Source organism: Mesorhizobium sp. 2RAF45 (assembly GCF_052115225.1).
GTDB lineage: Bacteria > Pseudomonadota > Alphaproteobacteria > Rhizobiales > Rhizobiaceae > Mesorhizobium > Mesorhizobium jarvisii.
In genome coordinates this window covers 300,728-324,576 of sequence record NZ_JBFRGG010000003.1, presented here as the reverse complement: position 1 = coordinate 324,576, position 23,849 = coordinate 300,728, and the positions used below count along the sequence as shown (strand labels likewise).

Below are 23,849 nucleotides of genomic sequence, written 5' to 3'. Positions count from 1 at the left end.
CAGCCTCAACCACACCGCATTTCGGGAGCAATCGCTGATGGCCAGAATCTCGCGTGCCGCCTACGCCCAGATGTATGGGCCGACTGTCGGCGACAAGGTCAGGCTGGCCGACACCGAACTCTTCATCGAGGTCGAAAAGGACCTCACAATTCACGGTGAGGAAGTAAAATTCGGCGGCGGCAAGGTGATCCGCGACGGCATGGGCCAGAGCCAGGTTTCCCGCGCCCAGGGCGCGGTCGACACCGTCATCACCAACGCCTTGGTGATCGACGCCAGCGCCGGCATCTTCAAGGCCGATATCGGCCTCAAGGACGGCCGCATCGCAGCGATCGGCAAGGCCGGCAATCCGGACACGCAAGACGGCGTCACCATTATCATCGGCCCGGGCACCGAAATCATCGCCGGCGAAGGCAAGATTCTCACCGCTGGCGGTTTCGACGCGCATATCCACTTCATCTGCCCGCAGCAGATCGAGGAAGCGCTGATGAGCGGCATCACCACAATGCTGGGCGGCGGCACCGGGCCGGCGCATGGCACGCTGGCCACCACCTGCACGCCGGGGCCGTGGCACATGGCGCGCATGATCCAGTCCTTCGACGCCTTTCCGATGAATATCGGCCTGTCGGGCAAGGGCAACGCTTCGCTGCCGGCGGCGCTGGAGGAAATGGTGCTGGGCGGCGCCTGCTCGCTGAAGCTGCATGAGGATTGGGGCACGACGCCGGCGGCGATCGATTGCTGCCTGTCGGTGGCCGACGATTACGACGTTCAGGTGATGATCCACACCGACACGCTGAACGAATCCGGCTTCGTCGAAAACACGGTCGCGGCGATCAAGGGCCGCACCATCCACGCCTTCCACACTGAGGGCGCCGGCGGCGGCCATGCGCCCGACATCATCAAGGTCTGCGGCCTGCCCAATGTCATCCCGTCCTCGACCAATCCGACGCGGCCCTACACGGTCAACACGCTGGCCGAACATCTCGACATGCTGATGGTCTGCCACCATCTGTCGCCGTCGATCCCCGAGGATATCGCCTTTGCCGAGAGCCGCATCCGCAAGGAGACGATCGCGGCCGAGGATATCCTGCATGACATTGGCGCCTTCTCGATCATCTCGTCGGACAGCCAGGCGATGGGCCGCGTCGGTGAAGTGGCGATCCGCACCTGGCAGACCGCCGACAAGATGAAGCGCCAGCGCGGCTCGCTGCCGCAGGAGACCGGCGACAACGACAATTTCCGCGTCCGCCGCTACATCGCCAAATACACGATCAACCCGGCCATCGCGCATGGGCTGTCGAAAGACATCGGCTCGATCGCCGTCGGCAAACGCGCCGACCTGGTGCTGTGGCACCCGGCCTTCTTCGGTGTGAAGCCGGACATGGTGCTGATCGGCGGCATGATTGCCGCCGCCCCGATGGGCGACCCCAACGCCTCGATCCCGACCCCGCAGCCGATGCACTACCGGCCGATGTTCGGCGCCTATGGCAAGGCCAGGACCAACTCGTCTGTGACCTTCGTTTCCAAGGCGGCACTCGAGTCTGGCCTGCATGGCCGGCTTGGCGTCGAAAAACAGTTCGTCGCCGTGGAAAACACCCGTGGCGGCATCGGCAAGCATTCCATGGTGCTCAACGACGCCACGCCGCATGTCGAGGTCGATCCGGAAACCTACGAGGTCCGCGCCGACGGCGAATTGCTGACCTGCCAGCCGGCGACCGTGCTGCCGATGGCGCAAAGGTATTTCCTGTTCTGAGGCCGGTCGGCCAAATTCCGTTGCGGCTGGTATGCATAGGCCGCAATATGCGGTCGAGCAGAAACCCACCGTGATCAGGCATGGCCACCGAAATCGCCTCTCCCCACGACATTTTCCCGCATATCCGGATCGTCATGGGCATGGTGATCGGGCTTGGTGTCGCCCGCCTGCTGTCGGGGGTGGCGCGCATCGTCCAGCATCCCGGCCAGTACCGGCTGTATCCCGTGCATCTGGCCTGGGTCGCCTCGGTGCTGTTGATGCTGGTGCATTTCTGGTGGTGGGAGTTCGGGCTCTACGCCATCGAGACCTGGACCTTCGGCAAGTACCTGTTCATCATTTTCTACGCGATCACGCTGTTCCTGCTGTGCGCGCTGCTGTTTCCGGATTCGATGCTGGACTACACCAGCTACGAGGATTTCTTCTATTCGCGCCGCGGCTGGTTCTTCGGCCTGCTGGCGGCGACCTATCTGCTCGATGTCATCGATACGCTGCTGAAAGGGCCCGAGCATTTCGCCCGCTTCGGCAACGAATATCTGTTCCGCACGCCGGTCTTCGTGGCACTGTGCATCGCCGCGATCCTGGTGCGCGACCGCCGCTTCCACATCGCCTTCGTCGCGGCAGCACTAATCTACCAGATATCGTTCATCCTGCGGCTCTTCGACACGATCGTATGACTGTTGCGGATGGTCTAGAGTCCAGGAAGAGACAGGATCTAAGCATGTACAAGGCCGTTGGATCACGGGGATCCCGGGTCAGCCGCGTTCTCTGGATGCTCGAGGAGCTCGGGCAGCCCTATGAATTCGTCGAGGTCAAACTGCGCTCGCCAGAAGCCTATGCGCTCAACCCGTCGGGCAAGGTGCCGGTCCTCATCGACGGCGAGCTGACGGTGACGGATTCGGCGGCGATCTGCGTCTACCTGGCCGACAAGCACGCTGACAAAGGCATGGGCGCCAATCCCGGTGTTGCCGGCCGCGCCGAGATGGATTCCTGGATGCATTTTGCCCAGAGCGAGTTCGAGGCGCCGCTGTGGAACAAATTGCGCCACCGCTTCCTGCTGCCGAAGGAAGTACGCGTCGATGTCGGCCCGGCGGCGGCCTACGATTTCGCCTCGGAAGCCAAGGCACTGGACCGCCGGCTCGGCGACAAGCCGTTTGCGCTGGGTGACCGGTTTTCCGCGGTCGACGTGCTGCTCGGCGACATGGGCAACTGGGCGCGCGCCGGAAAATTCCCGATCGAGTCCGCCCGCGTCAACGCCTATTTCGACCGGGTGCTTTCGCGCCCTGCCCGCGCGCGGGCGCAGGCCAACGGAGGCTCCATGAAATGAAACTCAACCTCAACACCGACTTCACCAAATTCCCGCGCGCCGTCACGGTGCTGCTCGCCGGCGAGGCGGGCGCGGCGGCTCCGTTTGCCAAGGCTGTGCTTGCGCATGACGAGCGGCATCTGCGCCGCCGCGCCATCGAACTGTCCGACGGCAGCAAGGTGCTGGTCGACCTGCCCGAACCCGTCGCCCTGAACGATGGCGACCGGCTGGTGCTGGAGGATGGCCGCCATGTCGAGATCATCGCGGCGCCGGAAGAGGTCTATGACATCCGCGCCCGCGACGGCGTGCATCTGACCGAACTGGCCTGGCATATCGGCAACCGCCATCTCGCCGCAGGCATCGAGGCGGATCGCATCGTCATCCTGCGCGACCATGTCATCAAGGCGATGCTGGAGGGGCTTGGCGCCACGGTGCGCGAGGTCTCCGAACCGTTCAAGCCGGTGCGCGGCGCTTATTCCGGCCATGGTGATGGGCATGGTCATGACCATGGCCACGATCACAGCCATGCCGAGGCGCATGCACATAGCCACGGTGAGGCACACTCCCACTCGCATAGCGAATCGCATTCGCACAGCCATACCGGCCACCACCACGATCATGACTGACCAGCCTTCGAACATCGCCCTGCTGCGGCTGATGGCGTGGCTGTCGCCGGCCTTCCCGGTCGGCGGCTTTGCCTATAGCCACGGTCTCGAACGGGCGGTGCATGACGGGCAGGTTGCCGATGCCGCGAGCCTGGCCCACTGGCTGGAAACGCTGGTCGAGATGGGCTCGGGCTGGAACGATGCCGTGCTGTTTGCCGAGAGCTGGCGCCGCGCCCGCACCGCCGGCGATCTCGACGAAGTCGCCGCACTGGCCGAGGCGCTGGCCGGCTCGCGGGAACGCCATACCGAGACCATGCTGCAAGGTGCCGCCTTCCTCAAAGCAGCTGCGGCCTGGCCCAATCCGGTGCTGGCGCGCCTGCCCGCCGAATGCGCTTATTGCGTCACCGTCGGCGCCATTGCCGGCGGCAACGGCATTGCGCTGCAGGATGCGCTGTCCGCCTTCCTGCAAGCCTTCTTCTCCAACCTCGTCCAGGCGGCGATCAGGCTCGGTGTCGTCGGCCAGAGCGAGGCCACCACGCTGCTGGCCGGCTTCGAGCCGTTGGCGCTCTCAACCGCCGACCGCGCGTCCCGATCGACATTGGACGATCTCGGCGGCTGCGCCTTCGTCTCCGACATCATGGCGATGAGGCACGAAACCCAGTATTCGCGATTGTTCCGTTCATGATCGCCCTCGCCTTTGTCCTCTCCTTCGTCCTGCTGCTGATCACGGCGCTGCATGTCTATTGGGGCATTGGCGGCATCTGGCCGGGCAGGGATGCGGCGTCCTGCGCCCGCGCGGTCGTCGGCTTTCGCGGTGTCGACGAAATGCCGACGCCCTTCGCCAGTTTCGCCGTTGCCGCCTGTCTTGGCCTGGCAACGCTCTGGCCGCTGGCGCTCATCGGCTTCTTTGCCTCGCCTTTCCCGAGGGAAGGCCTTGCCGCCACCTCGCTGCTCATCGGGCTGGTGTTCCTGGGGCGCGGCATTGCCGGCTTCACGCCGTGGTGGCGGCGCCTGGCGCCAGAACAGCCTTTCGCGCGGCTCGATGTGCGTTACTATTCGCCGCTGTGCCTGTTGATCGGGCTCGGCTTCGCAGTCCTTGCCATCATGGAGTTCCCGACATGACTCAAGCCAACGGTCCTCTTCGCATCGGTATTGGCGGCCCTGTCGGCTCCGGCAAGACGACGCTCACCGAAAAACTCTGCAAGGCGCTGCGCGACGAGTTCTCCATCGCCGTCGTCACCAACGACATCTACACAAGGGAAGACGCCATGATGCTGGCCCGGCTGCAGGCGCTGCCGGAGGATCGCATCGTCGGCGTCGAGACCGGCGGCTGCCCGCACACCGCCATTCGCGAGGACGCGTCGATCAATCTGCAGGCGATCGCCGAACTCAACCGGAAGTTTCCCGACCTCGACATCATCTTCATCGAATCCGGCGGCGACAACCTTGCCGCCACCTTCTCGCCGGACCTCGCGGATCTGACGCTCTATGTCATTTCGGTCTGCCAGGGCGAGGAGATCCCGCGCAAGGGCGGGCCGGCGATCACCCGCTCCGATTTCCTGATCATCAACAAGAGCGATCTGGCGCCCTATGTGAACGTCAATCTCGACGTGATGGAGAGCGACGCCGGCCGCATGCGCGGCAAGCGGCCGTTCGGCTTCACCGATCTGTCGCGCGGCAAGGGGCTGCAAGATGTCATCGATTTCATCGTCGAGCATGGCGGGCTGAGGATTGGCACCGCCACCAGCACGGCGGCCTGACAGGCATCCGGCCCCTCTGCACCAACCGAAACCCGTTGCGGGCAGCGGTGGCTCGCGGCATTCTGGCCAAAACCGGAGGATTTTTCCATGAGCATCGCCCGCCTGCAGAAGGAACCGCTGACCAACCTGCCCTTCTACGAAGAGCGCGTCGATCTCGCCTGTGCCTTTCGCTGGACGGCGCGGCTCAACATGCACGAGGCGGTGGCCAACCATTTCTCGCTGGCGGTCAATGATGACGGCACGCAGTTCCTGATGAACCCCAACCAGGTGCATTTCTCGCGCATCAAGGCCAGCGACATGTTGATGATCGACGCCAACGATCCCAACACGCTCTCCGGCCCCAACGCGCCCGACCCGACGGCCTGGGGCCTGCACGGCGCCATCCACCGCAACGTGCCCCATGCGCGCTGCGTCATGCATGTGCATTCCATCCATGCCACGGTGCTGGCGTCGCTCGCCGATTCGACATTACCGCCGATCGACCAGAATTCGGCGATGTTCTTCAACCGCCATGTCGTCGACGCGCATTATGGCGGGCTGGCCTTCGAGGAAGAGGGCGAGCGCTGCTCGCAGCTTCTCACCGACCCCAAGGTCAAGGTCATGGTGATGGGCAATCACGGCGTGCTGGTGATCGGCGATACGGTCGCCGATGCCTTCAACCGCATGTTCTATTTCGAGCGCGCCGCCGAGACCTATATCAAGGCGCTGTGGACCGGCCGGCCTCTGCGCACGCTGTCCGATGCGATCGCCGAGAAGGCGGCCAGCGAAATGGACGACTATCCCGGCCAGGCCGAGCGCCATCTCGCCGAGTTGAAGGCGATCCTCGACGAGGAAGAGCCGGTCTACAGGAATTAGAGCCCGAGCTGAGCCCGTAATTCCTCGGCGCTGTTGATGACGATGGCGCCGGGCGGTCCTTCCATCGGCTTTTCCGGCCAGAAGATCGTCTTCATGCCCGCCGCCAGACCTGCCATGGCGCCCGGCCAGCTGTCGTCGACCGCGACCGCGTGCGCGGGATCGACTTCGGCCAGGTACGCGGCGCGCAGGAAAGGTTCGGCGTGCGGCTTGCCATCACGCACATCGTTGCGGCTGATCGTTTTCATGCCGGGATAAAACAGACCGACCATGCGCAGATTGGCGTCGACGATCATCCGGTCCGAATTCGATACCACCGCTTGCTGCACGCCAAGCGCGCGCAATTCATTGAAGACTTCTATAGCGCCAGGACGCGGTTTCAGCCCCTCCACCAGCGGCAGATAGTGCTCGTATTTGCGCATGATCCAGTCGTCGAAGGGAAGATCGAGGCCGAACTCGTCGCGCATCATTTCGTAGACCGGCCAGGCGGCGACACCGAGCACGCGCTCATGAAGGTCGGCGGGCGGCTTGAGGCCTGCATTGCGCATTGCCGCCACAAGGGCGGCCTCGTGCAGCGGCTCGCTATCGACCAGCGTGCCGTCCATGTCCCAGAAAACCGCCTTCGGTGTCATGCAGCGCTCCTTTTGCGATCCCCTTAAAGGGTTTGCGCCGGGAGATAAACCATCGCGATCACAGAAGGTGACTGCCGCCGGAAGCGAAGCCGCCCTGCTTTGCGCGTCGCGATCGTGTCAGCGGGAAAATCCCTGCCGTGCGTGGCCAAACAATTGCCCTTGAGATTGACAATTGCGCAGGAGGCCGTTCCCTGCGAAACTGGGAGCGGACCGCTCCTGTGAGCAGCGGTTTGCGGAGGCAGGACGTGAATACCCGGCAGGATGGCGGCAGCAACAGGCTGGACGACGCGGCGCGCGCCGGATGGCTCTATTATGTCGCCGGTAACACACAGGACCAGATCGCCGCCACGCTCGGCATTTCGCGGCAGACGGCGCAGCGGCTGGTGTCGCTGGCGGTGTCGGAAGGCCTGATCAAGGTCCGTGTCGATCATCCGATCGCCAACTGCCTTGACCTCGCCGCCCGGCTGAAATCGCGTTTCGCCCTCGACCTGGTCGAAGTGGTGCCAAGTGATCCGAATTCATCCTCCACCACCATCGGCATCGCCGAAGCGGCGGCCGCCGAGATCGAGCGGCGGCTGCGGTCGCCGACGCCGATCGTCATGGGCATCGGCACCGGACGCACGCTGAAGGCGGCGATCGAGCAACTGCCGCCAATGGAATGCCCGCAGCACAAGGTGGTGTCCTTGACCGGCAACATTTCGCCGGACGGCTCGGCCGCCTTCTACAACGTCATCTTCACCATGGCCGACCGGGTCAAGGCGCGCTCCTTCCCGATGCCGCTGCCGGTCATCGCCTCCTCGCCGCAGGAGCGCGAGATGCTGCTCAACCAGCCGATGATCCAGCCAACGCTGGCGCTTGCGGCGGAAGCCGACGTCACCTTCATCGGCATCGGCGATCTCGGTCCGAAGGCGCCGCTCTACGAGGACGGCTTCATTTCCGAAAGTGAGTTGAAGGCCCTGCAGAAGGCTGGCGGCATCGCCGAAATCGTCGGCTGGGTGTTCGACAGGGAAGGCCGCATGATCGAGGGCATCACCAACGACCGGGTGTCGTCGGCATCGCTGCCGTCGCGCGAGAAGTCGCTGGTCATCGCGCTGGCCATGGGCGAGCGCAAGCTGCCGGGTATCCTGGCGGCCGTGAACCGCCGGCTGGTCAATGGTCTCATCACCGACGAACGGACGGCGACCGCTTTGCTGGCCAGCATCTGACCGGGACGCGGTGGCGCCTGCCGGACACGGCCGCGGCGACTGGCTGGCGATAAAGCCAACAAGTCTATTTATGCCGCCCGAGGGGATCGTTACCATCGAGGAAACCGAGGTCGCGCTGCAGATGCGGCGACAGGTCCCTGATGTCCAGATGCGCCTTTTTTCTGATCGCGAACCAGCCGAATCCGTCCGCAAGCCACGAAATCCAGCGGTGATCGGGAGCGGGAGTGCATTTTTGCTGCGCCATGGTCATGATCGTCAACCTTCGCTATCCTAGACCCGAATGACGGGTTGACAGTGAATGTCGGTCTTGCTGGCCAGCTTTGCCAATCGAACGTCGATAAGGACCCATAAGGACCCTTTATGCCGGATCTGAGCTCACCGCAGGTTTCGCAACTGCCACCGCTGCAGGCGATCCGGGTGTTCGAAGCGGTGGCGCGGCATCTTTCCTTCACCAAGGCCGCCGTGGAACTCGCCATGACACAGGCCGCCGTCAGCTATCAGATCAAGGTGCTGGAAGAGCGCGTCGGCGCACCGCTGTTCCTGCGGCGGCCGCGGCAAATCGAGCTGACCGAAGCCGGCCAAAGGCTGGCGCCGGCGGTCAGCGAGGCCTTTGCCATTCTTAGCCAGGCCTATGCCTCCGCGCGCGGTGGCGCGGACGGGCTGCTGTGCGTCACCACCGTGCTGACCTTCGCCTCGAACTGGCTGGCTCATCATCTGGGTTCGTTCCAGATGGCTCATCCAGCACTTGCCGTGCGGCTCGAAACATCGAGCCGTCTGACGGATTTCGCCCGCGAGGATGTCGATCTCGCCATCCGCTCGGGCAGCGGCAAATGGCCGGGTCTGGAGGCCCACAAGCTGCTCGACGCCGATTTCACGCCGATGCTGAGCCCGAAGCTCGCGGCCAGCATTGGCGGCGTCAAGGAGCCGGCCGACCTCTTGCGGCTGCCGATCCTCGATCCGGGCGATGTCTGGTGGACGCAATGGTTCGAGACGGCCGGCGTGCATGCGCATGATCTTGCCAAGCGGCCCGGCAGCAGCATGGGCGCGCAGGCCTATGAGGCCAATGCGGCTATCGCGGGCCATGGCGTGGCGATCCTGACCCGGGCACTGTTCAAGGCGGAACTTGCCGACGGCCGCCTGATCCAGCCTTTCGACCTGGTTGGCGATGACGGCCATGCCTATTGGCTGGTCTATCCCGAAGCACGCCGCAACGTGCCGAAGATCCGCGCCTTCCGCGACTGGCTGCTGGCCGAGATCGCCTGCTGACAGGCGCTTTTCTCCCGATTCAATCCTCCGGCCCTTCCAGTCCCGCCGCCTGATATCAGGGGCGGACAAGCCTCTCTTTGTCTGTCCATCGGCAGGTCCGGTGCTGCGCTGCAGCATCGAATCCGGCTTGACATAATTCACGGCAAGTGAGTAATTGCTCACAGCCAAGGCAAATGCTCATCTTGGTTCATGGGAGGAATTTGATGAAACTGCGTACGCTCACCCTGGGCTTGTTGTCGGCCAGCGCTCTCGCCTTTGCCGCACATGCCGAATCCATCACCATCGCCACGGTCAACAATGGCGATATGGTCCGCATGCAGAAGCTGACCGACGACTTCACCAAGGCCAACCCCGACATCCAGCTCAACTGGGTCACGCTTGAAGAGAACGTGCTGCGCGAGCGCGTCACCACCGACATCGCCACCAAGGGCGGCCAGTATGACGTGATGACCATCGGCACCTACGAGGTTCCGATCTGGGCCAAGCAGAGCTGGCTGCTGCCGCTCGACAAGCTCGGCGACGACTATGACGCCAAGGACATCATCCCGGCCATCGCCGGCGGTCTTTCGGTCGACGGCAAGCTCTATGCCGCGCCCTTCTATGGCGAAAGCTCCTTCGTCATGTACCGCAAGGACCTGATGGAGAAAGCCGGACTGAAGATGCCCGACGCGCCGACCTGGGATTTCATCAAGCAGGCCGCCGACAAGATGACCGACCGCGCCAATGGCGTGAACGGCGTGTGCCTGCGCGGCAAGGCCGGCTGGGGCGAGAACATGGCCTTCCTGACCGCCATGTCGAACTCCTTCGGCGCCCGCTGGTTCGACGAGAACTGGAAGCCGCAATTCGACCAGCCCGAGTGGAAGAAGACCTTGCAGTTCTATGTCGACCTGATGAAGGCCGACGGCCCCGAAGGCGCCTCTTCCAACGGCTTCAACGAGAACCTGGCGCTGTTCCAGCAGGGCAAGTGCGGCATGTGGATCGACGCCACCGTCGCGGCGTCCTTCGTCTCCGATCCCAAGGCATCCCAGGTCGCCGACAAGGTCGGTTATGCGCTGGCGCCCGACAATGGCCTCGGCAAGCGCGGCAACTGGCTGTGGGCGTGGTCATTGGCCATTCCGGCCGGCACCAAGAAGGCTGACGCGGCCGAGAAATTCGTCTCATGGGCGACCAGCAAGCACTACGCCGAACTCGTCGCTTCGAAGGAAGGCTGGGCCAACGTCCCTCCGGGCACGCGCTCCTCGCTCTACGCCAATGCCGAGTACCAGAAGGCGGCTCCGTTCGCCAAGATGACGCTGGACTCCATCAACGCCGCCGACCCGACGCATCCGACCGTCAAGCCGGTACCCTATGTCGGCGTCCAGTTCGTCGCCATCCCTGAATTCCAGGGGCTTGGCACCACGGTCGGCCAGCTCTTCTCGGCGGCTCTTGCCGGCCAGTCGAGCGTCGACGATGCGCTGAAGCAGGCCCAGGACGCCGCCACCGCGGCGATGACCGAAGGCGGGTATATCAAGTAAGGCTCCTCCCGGTGCCGAATGCCGGTTGCCTCCTCGACCGGCAACGGCCGCCCGAGTTCCCAGCTCGGGCGGCCGCCTTCAACGCCTCTGAAAATTCAGTCTGACCATTGAAGGGTGACCGTCATGGCTACTCAGCAGACCCGTTCGCTTGCCCGTTTCATGATGGCACCATCCGTCGTGCTGCTGTTCGTCTGGATGATCGTGCCGCTGGTCATCACCATCTGGTTCTCCTTCCAGCAGTACAATCCGCTCAACCCGATCCGCGACGGGTTCGTCGGCTTCTCCAATTACGCGCTGTTTTATTCCAATCCGGCCTTCCTGCAGTCGATCCTCAACACCTTGATCCTGGTGATCAGCGTGCTGCTGATCACGGTGATCGGCGGCATCCTGCTGGCGCTGTTGATCGACCAGCCGATGTGGGGACAAGGCATCGTGCGCATCCTCGTCATCTCGCCGTTCTTCGTCATGCCGCCGGTGGCCGCGCTTGTCTGGAAGAACATGATCATGCACCCGCAATACGGGGTGTTCGCCGACATAGCGCGCTTCTTCGGGGCGCAACCGATCGACTGGTTCGGGCAACATCCGATGACGGCGATCATCATCATCGTCGCCTGGCAGTGGCTGCCTTTCGCGACGCTGATCCTGTTGACCGCGCTGCAGTCGCTTGACGGCGAGCAGAAGGAAGCCGCCGAAATGGACGGCGCCGGCTTCATCAGCCGCTTCATCTATCTGACGCTGCCGCACATGTCGCGCGCCATCACCGTCGTCATCCTCATCCAGACGATCTTCCTGCTCTCGGTCTATGCCGAGATCCTCGTCACCACCAATGGCGGCCCCGGCTACGCCTCCACCAACCTGCCCTTCCTTGTCTACCAGAAGGCGCTGCTGGAGTTCAAAATCGGCCAGGCATCCGCGGGCGGTGTGATCGCCGTCATTCTCGCCAACATCGTCGCCTTCTTCGCCATGCGCGCGGTCGGCAAGAACCTCGACAAGTAAGGGAGGACAAGATGGCCCGTGCAGTCACCACCCAGCACAAGACGATCGCGACGGTTGCGGCCTGGATCGTCGCCCTGCTGATCTTCTTCCCGATCCTCTACACGATCATCACCTCGTTCAAGTCGGAACAGGAGGCGATCCAGGGCTTCGCGCTGATCCCGTCGGGAACTTTCGAGAGCTATACCGAGGTTCAGGCGCAGAGCGGCTATTTCAAGTTCTTCTTCAATTCGGTCCTGCTCTCGGTCGGATCGACCGTCCTGGCCCTGTTGGTCGCCATTCCGGCGGCATGGTCGATGGCGTTCTCGCCGACCAAGCGGACCAAGGACATTCTGATGTGGATGCTGTCCACCAAGATGATGCCGGCGGTCGCGGTGCTGTTCCCGATCTACCTGATCTTCCGCGACACCGGCCTGCTCGACAGCCGCATCGGCCTGATGGTCATGCTGATGCTGATCAACCTGCCGATCGTGGTGTGGATGCTCTACACCTATTTCCGCGAGATCCCGGGCGAGATCCTGGAAGCGGCGCGCATGGACGGCGCCTCGCTGTGGAACGAGATCATCTATGTGCTGACCCCGATGGCGGTGCCCGGCATCGCCTCGACCATGCTCTTGAACATCATCCTGGCCTGGAACGAGGCGTTCTGGACGATCCGGCTCACCACCACGGAAGCAGCGCCGCTGACCGCCTTCATCAGTTCGTTCTCCAGCCCGCAAGGCCTGTTCTGGGCCAAGCTTTCGGCGGCCTCGACGCTGGCGATCGCGCCGATACTGATCATGGGCTGGTTCAGCCAGAAGCAGCTGGTGCGCGGCCTGACCTTCGGCGCCGTGAAGTAAGTAAGCCGTGACCTAACGTGACGCTCAAGAACGTCGGACAATAACCCCTCGGGGAGGAAACCATGGGAAACATCACGCTCAAGAACGTCTCCAAATCGTTCGGGTCGACGGTCATCATTCCAGGCATTGACCTGGTGATCGAGAATGGCGAGTTCGTCGTCTTCGTCGGCCCGTCGGGTTGCGGCAAGTCCACGCTGCTGCGGCTGATCGCCGGGCTGGAGGACACCAGCGGCGGCACCATCAACATCGACGGCCGCGACGTCACCGGCGAGGCGCCGGCCAAGCGCAAGCTCGCCATGGTGTTCCAGTCCTACGCGCTCTACCCGCATATGACGGTGGCCAAGAACATTGCCTTCCCGCTGAAGATGGCGGGCGAGGACCAGGCGACCATCGACCGGAAGGTGAAGGATGCGGCGCGCGTCCTGAACCTCACCAACTATCTCGAACGGCGGCCAGGCCAGCTCTCCGGCGGCCAGCGCCAGCGCGTCGCTATCGGCCGCGCCATCGTGCGCCAGCCCTCGGCCTTCCTGTTTGACGAGCCGCTGTCCAATCTCGACGCAGCCCTTCGCGGCACGATGCGGCTGGAGATCAGCGAGCTGCACCACCAGCTCAAGACGACCATGATCTACGTCACCCATGACCAGGTCGAGGCCATGACCATGGCCGACAAGATTGTGGTGCTGAACGCCGGCAATATCGAGCAGGTCGGCTCGCCGATGGAGCTCTACAAGACGCCGCGCAACCTGTTCGTCGCCGGCTTCATCGGCTCGCCGAAGATGAACCTGGTGGAAGGCGCGCCGGCCGCCAAATATGGCGCCAAGACCATCGGCATCCGCCCCGAGCATATGCAGATCTCGACCACGGCGGGCGAATGGAAGGCCACGGTCGGCGTTGCCGAGCATCTGGGCTCCGACACCTTCCTGCATGTCCAGGCCGACGGCGTCGGCCCGCTGACGGTGCGTGCCGACGGCGAACTGGCCGTGCATCATGGCGATACCATCTATCTCACGCCCGACAAGGCCAAGCTCCATCGCTTCGGCCCCGACGGCAAGGCGATGGCGACGTGAGGCTGAAAGGCAAATCGGCGCTGATCACGGGATCGGCGCGTGGCATCGGCAAGGCCTTCGCCGAAGCCTATGCGCGCGAAGGCGCTATCGTTGCCATTGCCGATATCAATCTCGAGGCCGCGCAAAAGACGGCGGCCGAGATCGGCGACAAGGCCTATGCGGTCAAACTCGATGTCACGGATCAGGCCTCCATCGACGCCGCGGTGAAGGCAGTGGAAACGGGGACCGGCGGCCTCGACATATTGATCAACAACGCCGCTCTGTTCGATCTGGCGCCGATCGTCGAGATTTCGCGGGCGAGCTATGAAAAACTGTTCTCCGTCAATGTCGCCGGCACGCTGTTCATGCTGCAGGCGGCGGCCCGCTCGATGATCGCGCGGGGCAAGGGCGGCAGGATCATCAATATGGCGAGCCAGGCCGGACGACGCGGCGAGCCGCTGGTCGGCGTCTATTGCGCGACCAAGGCCGCCGTCATTTCGCTGACCCAGTCGGCCGGGCTCGACCTGATCAAGCACCGCATCAACGTCAACGGCATCGCGCCCGGGGTCGTGGACAGCGACATGTGGGATCAGGTCGATGCCCTGTTCGCCAAATACGAAAACCGGCCGAAGGGCGAGAAGAAGCGGCTTGTCGGCGAAGGGGTGCCTTATGGCCGCATGGGCAAACCGGAGGACCTCGCCGGCATGGCCGTCTTCCTGGCCAGCGATGAAGCCGAGTACATCGTCGCCCAGACATACAATGTTGATGGCGGCCAGTGGATGAGTTGAGGGGGGCGGCCTCTGCTTCTCGTCCCTCCGCGAGGAGCAGAGGCTCACATTACAGGCCGCATCGGCCTCGCAAGGCATGTGTCGTCCCTTTCCCGACAGGACGGAGAGAGGCGGAGTAACGAGGCCGAAGCCCGGCCAAAGGGTAAAACAGATGACCGTGAAACTCTCGTCTTCAAACCTCTCCAGCCTGCCCGGCAATGTTGCCGTTCCTAAGTATGATCGCGCCAAGCTCAAGGCCGGCATCGTGCATTTCGGCGTCGGCAACTTCCACCGCTCGCACCAGGCGGTCTATCTCGACGATCTGTTCAATTCAGGTGTCGGCCATGACTGGGCGCTGGTCGGCGCCGGCGTCTTCGAGGGCGAGAAGATCGGTCGCGGCAAGCTCGAAGAGCAGGACTGGCTGACCACGGTGGTCGAGCAGGATGAAGGCCATATGAGCGCCCGCGTCACCGGCGCCATGATCGACTTCCTGATGCCCGGCGACGCGGCCGGCATCATCGAGCGGCTTGCCGATCCGGCGATCAAGATCGTTTCGCTGACCATCACCGAAGGCGGCTATTTCATCGACCCGGCCTCCGGCGTCTTCAACCCGGCCCATCCCGATATCGTCGCCGACGCGCAGCCGGGCGCGACGCCGAAGACCGTGTTCGGCATCATCCTCGCCGGACTGCTGCGCCGGCGCGACGAGGGCACCGTGCCGTTCACCGTGATGTCCTGCGACAACATCCCTCACAATGGCCACGTCACCTCGGATGGCGTCATCGGTCTGGCGCGGCTGATCGACGAGGATCTCGCCAACTGGGTCAGCAGCAACGTCGCCTTTCCAAACGGCATGGTGGACCGCATCACGCCGGCCACCACCGACCGCGAGCGCGGCATACTGGCAAAGGATTTCGGCGTCGAGGACGCTTGGCCGGTGTTCTGCGAACCGTTCCGGCAATGGGTGCTGGAAGACCGCTTTACCGATGGCCGGCCGCCGCTGGAAAAGGTCGGCGTGCAGTTCGTCAAAGACGTCGCGCCCTACGAATTGATGAAGATCCGCATCCTCAATGGCGGCCACGCCACGATCGCCTATCCCGCCGGGCTGATGGACATTCATTTCGTCCATGAGGCGATGCAGGAGCCGCTGGTGCGCGGCTTTCTCGACAAGCTCGAGCACGACGAGATCATCCCGACGGTGCCGCCGGTGCCGGACACGGTGCTGGAGGACTATTACCAGCTCATCGAGAAGCGCTTTTCCAATCCCAAGATCGGCGACACCATCCGCCGGCTCTGCCTCGACGGCTCCAACCGCCAGCCGAAATTCATCATCCCGACCATCGCCGACCGCCTGAAGGCCGGAAAGAGCGTTGCCGGGCTGGCGCTGGAATCGGCGCTGTGGTGCCGCTACTGTTTCGGCACATCAGACAGCGGCGCCGTCATCGAACCCAACGACCCGAGCTGGGACCGGCTGCAAGCGACGGCAAAGGCAGCAAAGGAGGCGCCGGCCGCCTGGCTCGCCATGGAGGACATCTATGGCGATGTCGGCCGCGCCACGGCGTTCGTCGAGGCCTTCGGCCACGCCCTCAACGTGCTGTGGGCCAACGGCGCCCGGGCCACGCTGACACGCTACATCGCCGGCAAGCTCTGAGAGCTACCAGCCATCATGACGCCTGAACTGGTCATCTTCGACTGCGATGGCGTGCTGGTCGACAGCGAGGCGCTCTCCGTCTCGGCACTGCTCGGCATGATCGGACGTGCCGGCGGCACTGTCAGTGAGGACGCCGCCTACGAGCATTTCCTCGGCAAGAGCATGAAAAGCGTGCGCGAGATCCTTGCCCGCGACTTCGGCCTGGAGATCAGCGATCAGCATCTGACCGCCATGCGCGTCGACCTGATGAGAAGATTCCGCGAGGAGCTCAAGCCCATCCCCGGCGTCAAGGAGATGTTGCCGAAGCTCGGCCTGCCGTTCTGCGTCGCCTCTTCGGGCACGCTGGAGCGCATCCGCTACGCGCTCGACGTCACCGGACTGCTCGGGCTGATGGAGCCGCATCTGTTCAGCGCAGCCATGGTCGCCAAGGGAAAGCCGGCGCCCGACCTTTTCCTGCACGCCGCCGCCAGCATGCGGGCGCATCCGCGCAAATGCCTCGTTATCGAGGACAGTCCGGCCGGCGTCGCGGCGGCGCGTGCGGCCGGCATGCGCGTCCTTGCCTTCACCGGCGGCGCTCATGCCGGCAACCCCGCTTTGAAAGCGCGGCTTGCGTCGAGTGAACCGGACTTTATATTCGCTGACATGCTGCAATTGCCCGATCTGATTGCAGGCCTGGGAGCGAGAGTTAGAGCATCTTGACGAAACAGTTTGTTTGCGCGGTCGATGTCGGCACCGGGAGCGCTCGCGCGGGCATTCTCGACGCCCGTGGTATCTTGCTCGGCCGTGCCGATCGGCCGATCGCCATGAACCAGCCGAAGCCCGATCATGCCGAGCATGATTCGCGCGACATCTGGTCGGCGGTCTGCGCCGCCGTGCGTGCCGCCCGCGAAAGAGCCGGCGTCGCGGCGCAAGACATTGTCGGCATCTCGTTCGACGCGACCTGTTCGCTGGTGGTGCGCGACCGGCAAGGCGATCAGCTCAGCGTTTCGACCACCGGCGAGAAGCGCTGGGATACCATCGTCTGGCTCGACCACCGCGCCATTGCCGAAGCCGACGAATGCACGGCGAGCAGCCACGAGGTGCTCAACTATATTGGCGGCGTCATGTCGCCGGAGATGGCGACGCCGAAGCTGATGTGGCTGAAGCGCAACCTCCCCAAGACCTGGAATGAAGCCGGCTATCTATTCGACCTGGCCGATTTCCTGACCTGGCAGGCGAGCGGCTCGCTGGCTCGTTCGCAATGCACGCTGACGGCGAAGTGGACCTATCTCGCGCATGAGGAAAGCGCCTGGCAGCGCGATTTCTTCGAGATTGTCGGCCTTGACGACCTTTTCGAGCACGGCAATCTGCCGGAGCGGGCCAGTCCGGTCGGCGCCGACATTGGTCCGCTGACGGCGCAAGCGGCGGCGGAGCTCGGCCTGAGCGAAAACTGCCGGGTCGGCGCCGGTGTCATCGACGCCTATGCCGGCGCGCTTGGCGTGCTCGGCGGCTTTGCCGGCGACGATCAGGATATCGGCCGGCATCTGGCGCTGATCGCCGGCACGTCGAGCTGCGTCATGGCGATGTCGCCCGATCCGCAGCCTTTCGCCGGGGTCTGGGGCCCTTACTATGGTGCTGCGCTGCCGAAGCTGTGGCTGTCGGAAGGCGGCCAGTCGGCCACCGGCGCGCTGCTCGACCACATTATCCGCTGGCACGGCGCCGGCGGCGAGCCGGACGCCGCCATGCACGCCAAGATCGCCAGGCGGGTCGCCGAACTGCGCGCCGCCGAGGGCGACAACCTCGCCGCGCGCCTGCATGTGCTGCCGGATTTTCACGGCAACCGCTCGCCGCTCGCCGACCCGCATGCCGTCGGCGTCGTCAGCGGGCTGACGCTGGATTCCTCTTTCGACAGTCTTTGCAAGCTCTACTGGCGCACCGCCGTCGGCATCGCGCTCGGCGTGCGCCATGTGCTGGAGGCGCTGAACGAGAATGGCTATCTGATCGACACGCTGCATGTCACCGGCGGCCACACCAAGAACCCGCTGCTGATGGAGCTCTACGCCGACGCCACCGGCTGCACTGTGGTCGAGCCGCTGGCCGACGAGGCGGTGCTGCTCGGCACCGGCATGGTTGCCGCCACCGCCGCCGGGCTTTTTCCCGACCTCAACGCCGCCTGCCTTGCCATGCAGCAAGGCGGCAAGAGGCGGGCCGCCAACCCGGCAGCCGGCGCCCGCTTCGACCGCGACTACCGGATTTTCCTGGAGATGCACCGCCAGCGCCAGGCCCTCGACGCCATCCGATAGGCTTTTGCCTACTGCTTGCGCAGCGACGCGCCTGATGTCGCGTCGAACAAATGGATGGCCTCTTCCTCGAATGTGTAGCGGACAGGGGCATTCAGCGCCGGGCATTCGCGTGCCGGAACCAGCGCGCTAATCTCCTTGCCGCCGGAGCCGAATGTCACCAGCGCGTCATTGCCGTGGAATTCGATGAGATCGGCCGTGCCTTGCAATATGCCGGCGGCGCCGGCATTCGCCGTCTTCAGGTCCGGCGGCCGGATGCCCAGCACGGCGCGGTCGCCATGCTGCAGATGAAAACCCCGGCCCTCGATCGAAAGCACCGTTCCCGCGCCGGTCAACGTCCAGCCATTGCCTGTGCGGCCGACCGTCACCTCGACGAAGTTCATGTTCGGCGTGCCGATGAAGCCGGCCACGAACATGTTGGCGGGCCGCAGATAGATTTCCGCCGGCGCGCCGATCTGCTCGATGACACCGTCTTTCAGCAGCACGATGCGGTCGGCCAGCGTCATCGCCTCCAGCTGGTCATGGGTGACGTAGACGGTGGTGGTCTTCAGCGACTGGTGCAGGCGCGCGATCTCGACACGCATATGGTTGCGCAGCTTGGCATCGAGATTGGAAAGCGGCTCGTCGAACAGGAACACCTTTGGCGTCTTGATCATGGCCCGCGCGATCGCCACACGCTGCTGCTGGCCGCCGGAAAGCTCGGCCGGCTTGCGGCCGAGATAGGGATCCAGCCCGAGCGTCCTCGACACCGCGTCGACTCGCTTGCGGATCTCGGCCAAAGGCACCTTCTGGCGTCGCAGCCCGAAGGCGATGTTGTCGAAGATCGTCATGTGCGGATAGAGCGCGTAGTTCTGGAAAACCATGGCGATGCCGCGGTCGCCCGGATCGAGATCGTTGACCACCTTGCCGCCGATCGAGACCTCGCCGCCGCTGATATCCTCCAGCCCCGCCAGCATGCGCAGCAAGGTCGACTTGCCGCAGCCGGACGGGCCGAGGAACACGACGAATTCGTGTTCCTCGATCGAGAGGTTGAGGTCGCGGATCACAGTGGTGGCGCCATAGGCCTTGTCGACATGGGAGCAAACGATCGCGGACATGGTCAGCCCTTCTCGCCGGTGAGCAGGATCTGCAGCTTGACGTCTTCCGGATTGCCTTGGGCAGCGCGCTCGAAGGCCTCGATGCTGTCTGAGAAATCATAGGTGCCGGTGATCAGCGGCTTGAGGTCGACCTTGCCGGAGGCGATCAGTTGCAAGGCGCGGTCGAAGATGTTGGCGTAACGGAACACCGTCTCGATGCGCACCTCCTTCGAGATCGCCGCCGGCACGTTGAGGGCAACCGGCTCCACCGGCAGCCCGACCAGCACCACCGCGCCGCCCGGCCGCACGACATCGAACAGATCGGCGAAGGCCTTCGGGCTGCCGCTGGCCTCGAAGACGATGTCGGCACCCCAATTGTCGGTCGCGGCGGCTACCGCGTCGGCCAGCGAGCGCTCGCCGATATTGACCGGCACGATGCCGGCATATTGCGCGGCGATCTTCAGCTTGGGCGCGGAAAAATCGGAGATCAGCACCTTTGAGCAGCCGCCGGCCAGGGCGGCAAGCGCGATCATGATGCCGATCGGGCCGCAGCCGACGACGACGGCGACATCGCCCGGAACGATGCGGGCACGGCTTGCCGCCTGCATGCCGATGGCGAAGGGCTCGACCATCGCGCCCTCGGCGAAAGAGACGTTGTCCGGCAGTTTGTAGGTGAAGGCGGCGGGATGCACCGCATAGGGCGCGAGCACGCCATGCACCGGCGGCGTCGCCCAGAAACTGACGTCGGGATCGACATTGTAGATGCCGAGCTTGGTCGCGCGCGACGACAGGTTCGGCACGCCCGGCTCCATGCAGACGCGGTCGCCGACCTTGAACGTCTCGACATTGGCGCCGGTCTCGACGACCGTTCCCGCGGCTTCGTGGCCGAGCACCATCGGCGCGCGCACGACATAGCTGCCGATGGCGCCATGCGTGTAATAATGCACGTCGCTGCCGCAGACGCCGACGGTGTGGATGGCGATTTTGACATCGTCCGGCCCGACATCGAGCGGCAGCGCGATCTCGCGCAACGACAGTTCGCCTTTTTTCTCAAGCACCAGTGCCCGCATCGGGAAATCCTCACATCAAGTCTTTTTTTGCCGGAAAACGGAATTCAGGAAGCCGCTGAGCACGCCGAGGAACAGCAGCGGCGGCAGCGACAGGAGCACGACCGAGGCGTTGAGAATCCCCCATGGCACGTTCATGCCTTGCTGGGAGAGTTCCGAGGCGACGATCGGCAAGGTCTTGGCGTTGGAGCTGGACAGCATCAGCGCGATCAGGAATTCGTTCCAGACCAGCACGAAGCTGAAGGCGACCGCCCCTGCCAGGGAGCGGGCGGCCACGGGCAGCGCGATGCGCCAGAACACCGAATAGGCGCCGTAGCCGTCGACGAAGGCGGCTTCCTCGATCTCTTTCGGCACGCTCTGGAAGGCGGGGATGGCGAGCCACATGATCACCGAGATGGTGAGCAACGAATAGGTGATGATCAGCGCCGGCAAAGTATCGTAGAGGCCGACCTGCAGCCAGATCACCATCAGCGGGATGGCGACCGCCACCGGCGGCAGGAAGCGCAGCGACAGCACGAAGAACTGGATGTCGCCGGCCCAGCGGTTGGGATAGCGCGCCACCGCGTAAGCCGCCGGCAGGCCGAGCACGATGCCGATCAGCACGGCCGAGCCGCAGGCGACGACCGAGTTGTAGAGCCCGGTCAGCACGCTGTCGCGGCCGAGGATGTAGCCGATGTTGGCCCATGTAGGCGTGAACACCAGGCGCGGCACGCGGGTAATGATGTCGACATTGTTCTTCAGCGCATTGAGCGCCGTCCACAGCAGCGGAAACACGGCCAGGAATCCAGCCAGCGCCAATATGGCCTTGCCGATCAGGCGACCCGGTCTCATGCCTGCACCCGCTTCCACAGCATGGTGAAGGTGATGACGGTGGCGATCATCATCAGCACGGCCATGGCCGAGGCGTATGAGACCTTGCCGGACTCGATGAAGCCTTGCGAGAAGGCGTACATGTCGAGCGTCTCGGTGGCCACGCCCGGTCCGCCGCGGGTCATCACATAGATCAGGTCGAAGGAGCGCAGCGATTCGATCATCTTGACGAACATCAGGCTGATCAACGGCGCCTTCAGCATCGGCAAGGTGACATAGGCGTGGATCTGCCAGCGTTTGGCATGGTCGAGCCGCGCCGCCTCGATCGGCTGCGGCGGCAAGGTTTCGAGCAGTTTCAGCACGATGACGGCGAAGAACAGCCCCCATTGCCAGACATCGACCGAAGCGACGGCGAACAAGGCCGTCGCCGGCTTGGACAGCGGGTCGAAGATTAGCCCACCGGTCAGTAGCCTATAGGGATAGGTGGCGATGCCGTAGAGCGGGTGATAGGCGAACTTCCAGACGAAGGCCGCCGAGACGCGCGGCAACAGCACCGGGATGATGAAGAGCAGGCAGTAGATATTGCGTAGGCGTGGGCTGGCGACCTCGAACATCAGCACGCCGAGGCCGATCGCCACCACCATGGTCGCGACAACAGTGACGATCTCCCACTTGACCGACACCCAGACCGCGTTGAGGAAGCGGCGGTCGAGGAAGAGGTCGACGAAGTTAGACAGCCAGACCCAGGAATAATCGGGTGTGCTCAACTCGCGATTCTGCAAGGCGATGACGATGGCGTAGAGCGTCGGCACCATCGACAGCACCAGAAGGATGGCAATGGTCGGAACGACGAAGGTGACAGGGAGCGACGTGCGTCGGGCCATTGGCATCTATCCTCGCTTGCGTCTCGATCGTGTCGGCATGATTTCCTCGTTGGGCAAATTCCCCGTGGCGCGCAGGTCCCGGCGTTGCGGACAATGCCGCGGACCGCGTGCCACGGGCGGGAGGATGGCCCTACTTCTTCTTCGCCAGCTCGTTGGCATAGGCGTCGAGTTCGTTGAGGCCGCCCTTGATGTCGGTGCGGGTGCCGGTCACCAGTTCCTCGAGGATGATGCCCCAGCGGTCGCCGAGATCGGGCCAGCGCGGATCCTGCCAGAAGTTGACCGCGGTGACCTTGCCGGTTTCGGCCAGCGCCTGGCCGAGATCGGCGCCGTAGATGTCGGCGAACTCCTTGCTGGACAGGATGCTGGTGCGGTTCAACTCGCCGAACTGGTGGGCGTCGAGCCGGCGCTTCTCGTTTTCCTTCGATGTCGCCCAGGCGATGAACAGGCCGGCGCATTTCTTCGAAGCGTCATCGGCATTGGCCTTCGCCGCGATGGCAAGGCCATGGCCGTAACCGCCGCCGGGCAGCGGCGAGGGCGGCGGCAGGAAGCCGATCTTGCCGACCACCTGCGAGGTCTTCGGGTCCACCGCCATGCCCGACAGCGGCGTCGATTCGACGAGGATGGCGACCTGGCCCGACAGGAAGGCGCCGGTCGATTCATCCCAGCTGCCGGTCTGCGTGCCGGGTGCCGAATCCTTGAACAGCTTCAGATAGGTTTCGGTCGCCTTGACGGCGGCGTCCGAATTGAAGACCGGCTTGTCGCCATCGAACCATTGGCCGCCATAGGCCTTGAAGAACGGCATCCAGCGCCAGACATTGGCGCCCGAGCCGCGCGCGCCGCGCAGCGCGATGCCATACATGCCCTTGTCCGGGTTGGTGAGCTTCGGCACGTCGGCGATCAGCTCGTCCAGCGTCTTGGGTGGCTGGATGCCGGCGGCCTCGAGCACGTCCTTGCGGTAGACCATCAGGTCGCCGCCGCCTGTCAGCGGCGCGAACCAGACCTTGCCGTCAAAGGTGGCGACCTTCTGGCGGCCGGGATCGAAGTCGGCATAGTCATAGTCAGCCGGGTAATAATCGGTCAGCGGCACGATCCATTTCGACGAGGCAAACAATGCGACATTGGCTTCGTCGACATAGTAGACGTTGTAATTGCCGACGGTGGACGCATCGGCGCGCGATTTCGCCCGGCGGTCGTTTTCGTTCAGATAGTCGATCTGGAAGCCGGCGCCGGCGAGCTTCTCGAACTCGGCCTTGGAGTCCTCCAGAAGCGTCAGGCCGTCGCGCGGTTGCGCCAGCACCTTGACCGGCGCCGAGCAGACCGGCGCCTGTGCCAGCGCGATGGTTGATACGGTAGCGGAAAGCATGAAAGCTGCGCCCAAGCCCGCAGCGAGCCGAATTGGTTTCATTGATTTTCTCCTCCAGGAACATTCGCAGGAAGCGCAAGTCCTCGGGCTTCGCGATCCTCACCATCGCCCGAACGACAAGCCGCCCATCGCCAAAATGCGGAGTTCAACCGGGCCAAGCTAGAAGCCCCGTTGCAGCAAACCTGTA

The 23,849-nt window shown here is 64.0% G+C and carries 25 protein-coding genes; 18 read left to right on the top strand and 7 right to left on the bottom strand.

The features are described 5' to 3' along the window. The first annotated feature begins 37 nt into the window (after positions 1-37). From ureC to AB4Z43_RS10980, 8 genes are all read left to right on the top strand, one after another. A complete protein-coding gene (gene ureC / locus AB4Z43_RS11015) occupies positions 38-1,750 on the top strand; it encodes an urease subunit alpha (RefSeq protein ID WP_441937397.1) in 1,713 nt (570 codons plus the stop codon). An 80-nt stretch (positions 1,751-1,830) separates the two neighbouring features. Beyond that, a complete protein-coding gene (locus tag AB4Z43_RS11010; protein ID WP_019862533.1) occupies positions 1,831-2,424 on the top strand; it encodes a hypothetical protein in 594 nt (197 codons plus the stop codon). Between the two features lie 44 nt (positions 2,425-2,468). Next, complete coding sequence (locus tag AB4Z43_RS11005; protein WP_441937395.1) at positions 2,469-3,074, top strand: glutathione S-transferase family protein; 606 nt, start codon at positions 2,469-2,471, stop codon at positions 3,072-3,074. Further along, positions 3,071-3,679: an urease accessory protein UreE gene (gene ureE / locus AB4Z43_RS11000; RefSeq protein ID WP_441937393.1), complete on the top strand. Its 609-nt coding sequence runs from the start codon at positions 3,071-3,073 to the stop codon at positions 3,677-3,679. Before AB4Z43_RS11005 ends, ureE begins: the two co-directional genes overlap by 4 nt. Beyond that, on the top strand, positions 3,672-4,343 hold the full coding sequence (locus AB4Z43_RS10995; RefSeq protein ID WP_038651313.1) for an urease accessory protein UreF: 672 nt from the start codon (positions 3,672-3,674) through the stop codon (positions 4,341-4,343). Before ureE ends, AB4Z43_RS10995 begins: the two co-directional genes overlap by 8 nt. Next, positions 4,340-4,780, top strand: a complete 441-nt coding sequence (locus AB4Z43_RS10990; protein ID WP_019862528.1) for a DUF3995 domain-containing protein — start codon at positions 4,340-4,342, stop codon at positions 4,778-4,780. The genes AB4Z43_RS10995 and AB4Z43_RS10990 overlap by 4 nt, the downstream gene beginning before the upstream one ends. After that, entirely contained in the window at positions 4,777-5,418 is a 642-nt protein-coding gene (ureG, locus tag AB4Z43_RS10985) for an urease accessory protein UreG (RefSeq protein ID WP_069090718.1), read from the top strand. The genes AB4Z43_RS10990 and ureG overlap by 4 nt, the downstream gene beginning before the upstream one ends. 87 nt (positions 5,419-5,505) lie before the next feature. Next, positions 5,506-6,273 carry a class II aldolase and adducin N-terminal domain-containing protein gene (locus tag AB4Z43_RS10980; RefSeq protein WP_069090717.1) on the top strand — a complete coding sequence of 256 codons (768 nt, stop codon included), beginning with the start codon at positions 5,506-5,508 and terminating at the stop codon, positions 6,271-6,273. Here AB4Z43_RS10980 and AB4Z43_RS10975 read toward each other — a convergent pair. Beyond that, positions 6,270-6,902 (bottom strand): HAD family hydrolase, encoded by a 633-nt coding sequence (locus tag AB4Z43_RS10975; RefSeq protein WP_038651309.1) that lies wholly within the window; start codon positions 6,900-6,902, stop codon positions 6,270-6,272. The genes AB4Z43_RS10980 and AB4Z43_RS10975 overlap by 4 nt on opposite strands. A gap of 245 nt (positions 6,903-7,147) precedes the next feature. Between AB4Z43_RS10975 and AB4Z43_RS10970 the strand changes: the two genes are divergently transcribed. Continuing rightward, positions 7,148-8,107, top strand: coding sequence for a sugar-binding transcriptional regulator (locus AB4Z43_RS10970; protein ID WP_010912814.1), 960 nt, complete (start codon positions 7,148-7,150; stop codon positions 8,105-8,107). Positions 8,108-8,171: 64 nt separating this feature from the next. On the opposite strand, the gene AB4Z43_RS10965 is transcribed toward AB4Z43_RS10970, so the two are convergent. Further along, entirely contained in the window at positions 8,172-8,357 is a 186-nt protein-coding gene (locus tag AB4Z43_RS10965; protein WP_027047619.1) for a hypothetical protein, read from the bottom strand. Between the two features lie 110 nt (positions 8,358-8,467). Between AB4Z43_RS10965 and gcvA the strand changes: the two genes are divergently transcribed. The 9 genes from gcvA (at position 8,468) to AB4Z43_RS10920 (ending at position 18,465) form a co-directional block, all read left to right on the top strand. Then, positions 8,468-9,373: a transcriptional regulator GcvA gene (gcvA, locus tag AB4Z43_RS10960; RefSeq protein WP_019862524.1), complete on the top strand. Its 906-nt coding sequence runs from the start codon at positions 8,468-8,470 to the stop codon at positions 9,371-9,373. Positions 9,374-9,576: 203 nt separating this feature from the next. Further along, on the top strand, positions 9,577-10,887 hold the full coding sequence (locus AB4Z43_RS10955; RefSeq protein ID WP_019862523.1) for an ABC transporter substrate-binding protein: 1,311 nt from the start codon (positions 9,577-9,579) through the stop codon (positions 10,885-10,887). Positions 10,888-11,010: 123 nt separating this feature from the next. Beyond that, positions 11,011-11,883: a carbohydrate ABC transporter permease gene (locus AB4Z43_RS10950; RefSeq protein WP_027047618.1), complete on the top strand. Its 873-nt coding sequence runs from the start codon at positions 11,011-11,013 to the stop codon at positions 11,881-11,883. 11 nt (positions 11,884-11,894) lie between these two features. Then, entirely contained in the window at positions 11,895-12,719 is an 825-nt protein-coding gene (locus AB4Z43_RS10945; protein WP_019862521.1) for a carbohydrate ABC transporter permease, read from the top strand. A 62-nt stretch (positions 12,720-12,781) separates the two neighbouring features. After that, positions 12,782-13,786 (top strand): ABC transporter ATP-binding protein, encoded by a 1,005-nt coding sequence (locus AB4Z43_RS10940; protein ID WP_019862520.1) that lies wholly within the window; start codon positions 12,782-12,784, stop codon positions 13,784-13,786. Continuing rightward, entirely contained in the window at positions 13,783-14,553 is a 771-nt protein-coding gene (locus tag AB4Z43_RS10935; protein WP_441937387.1) for an L-iditol 2-dehydrogenase, read from the top strand. Before AB4Z43_RS10940 ends, AB4Z43_RS10935 begins: the two co-directional genes overlap by 4 nt. Positions 14,554-14,704: 151 nt before the next feature. After that, positions 14,705-16,183, top strand: coding sequence for a mannitol dehydrogenase family protein (locus AB4Z43_RS10930; RefSeq protein ID WP_019862518.1), 1,479 nt, complete (start codon positions 14,705-14,707; stop codon positions 16,181-16,183). Positions 16,184-16,198: 15 nt separating this feature from the next. Further along, entirely contained in the window at positions 16,199-16,882 is a 684-nt protein-coding gene (locus AB4Z43_RS10925; RefSeq protein ID WP_441937385.1) for an HAD family hydrolase, read from the top strand. After that, positions 16,879-18,465, top strand: a complete 1,587-nt coding sequence (locus AB4Z43_RS10920; protein WP_019862515.1) for an FGGY-family carbohydrate kinase — start codon at positions 16,879-16,881, stop codon at positions 18,463-18,465. Before AB4Z43_RS10925 ends, AB4Z43_RS10920 begins: the two co-directional genes overlap by 4 nt. An 8-nt stretch (positions 18,466-18,473) precedes the next feature. Here AB4Z43_RS10920 and AB4Z43_RS10915 read toward each other — a convergent pair whose 3' ends face one another. The 5 genes from AB4Z43_RS10915 to AB4Z43_RS10895 form a co-directional block, all read right to left on the bottom strand. Then, entirely contained in the window at positions 18,474-19,559 is a 1,086-nt protein-coding gene (locus AB4Z43_RS10915) for an ABC transporter ATP-binding protein (protein WP_441937382.1), read from the bottom strand. A gap of 2 nt (positions 19,560-19,561) precedes the next feature. Next, complete coding sequence (locus tag AB4Z43_RS10910; RefSeq protein WP_019862512.1) at positions 19,562-20,608, bottom strand: NAD(P)-dependent alcohol dehydrogenase; 1,047 nt, start codon at positions 20,606-20,608, stop codon at positions 19,562-19,564. Between the two features lie 15 nt (positions 20,609-20,623). Then, on the bottom strand, positions 20,624-21,436 hold the full coding sequence (locus tag AB4Z43_RS10905) for a carbohydrate ABC transporter permease (RefSeq protein WP_027047617.1): 813 nt from the start codon (positions 21,434-21,436) through the stop codon (positions 20,624-20,626). Then, on the bottom strand, positions 21,433-22,299 hold the full coding sequence (locus AB4Z43_RS10900) for a carbohydrate ABC transporter permease (protein ID WP_027047616.1): 867 nt from the start codon (positions 22,297-22,299) through the stop codon (positions 21,433-21,435). The genes AB4Z43_RS10905 and AB4Z43_RS10900 overlap by 4 nt, the downstream gene beginning before the upstream one ends. A 130-nt stretch (positions 22,300-22,429) precedes the next feature. Continuing rightward, positions 22,430-23,704, bottom strand: a complete 1,275-nt coding sequence (locus tag AB4Z43_RS10895) for an ABC transporter substrate-binding protein (protein ID WP_027047615.1) — start codon at positions 23,702-23,704, stop codon at positions 22,430-22,432. Between the last annotated feature and the right edge of the window lie 145 nt (positions 23,705-23,849).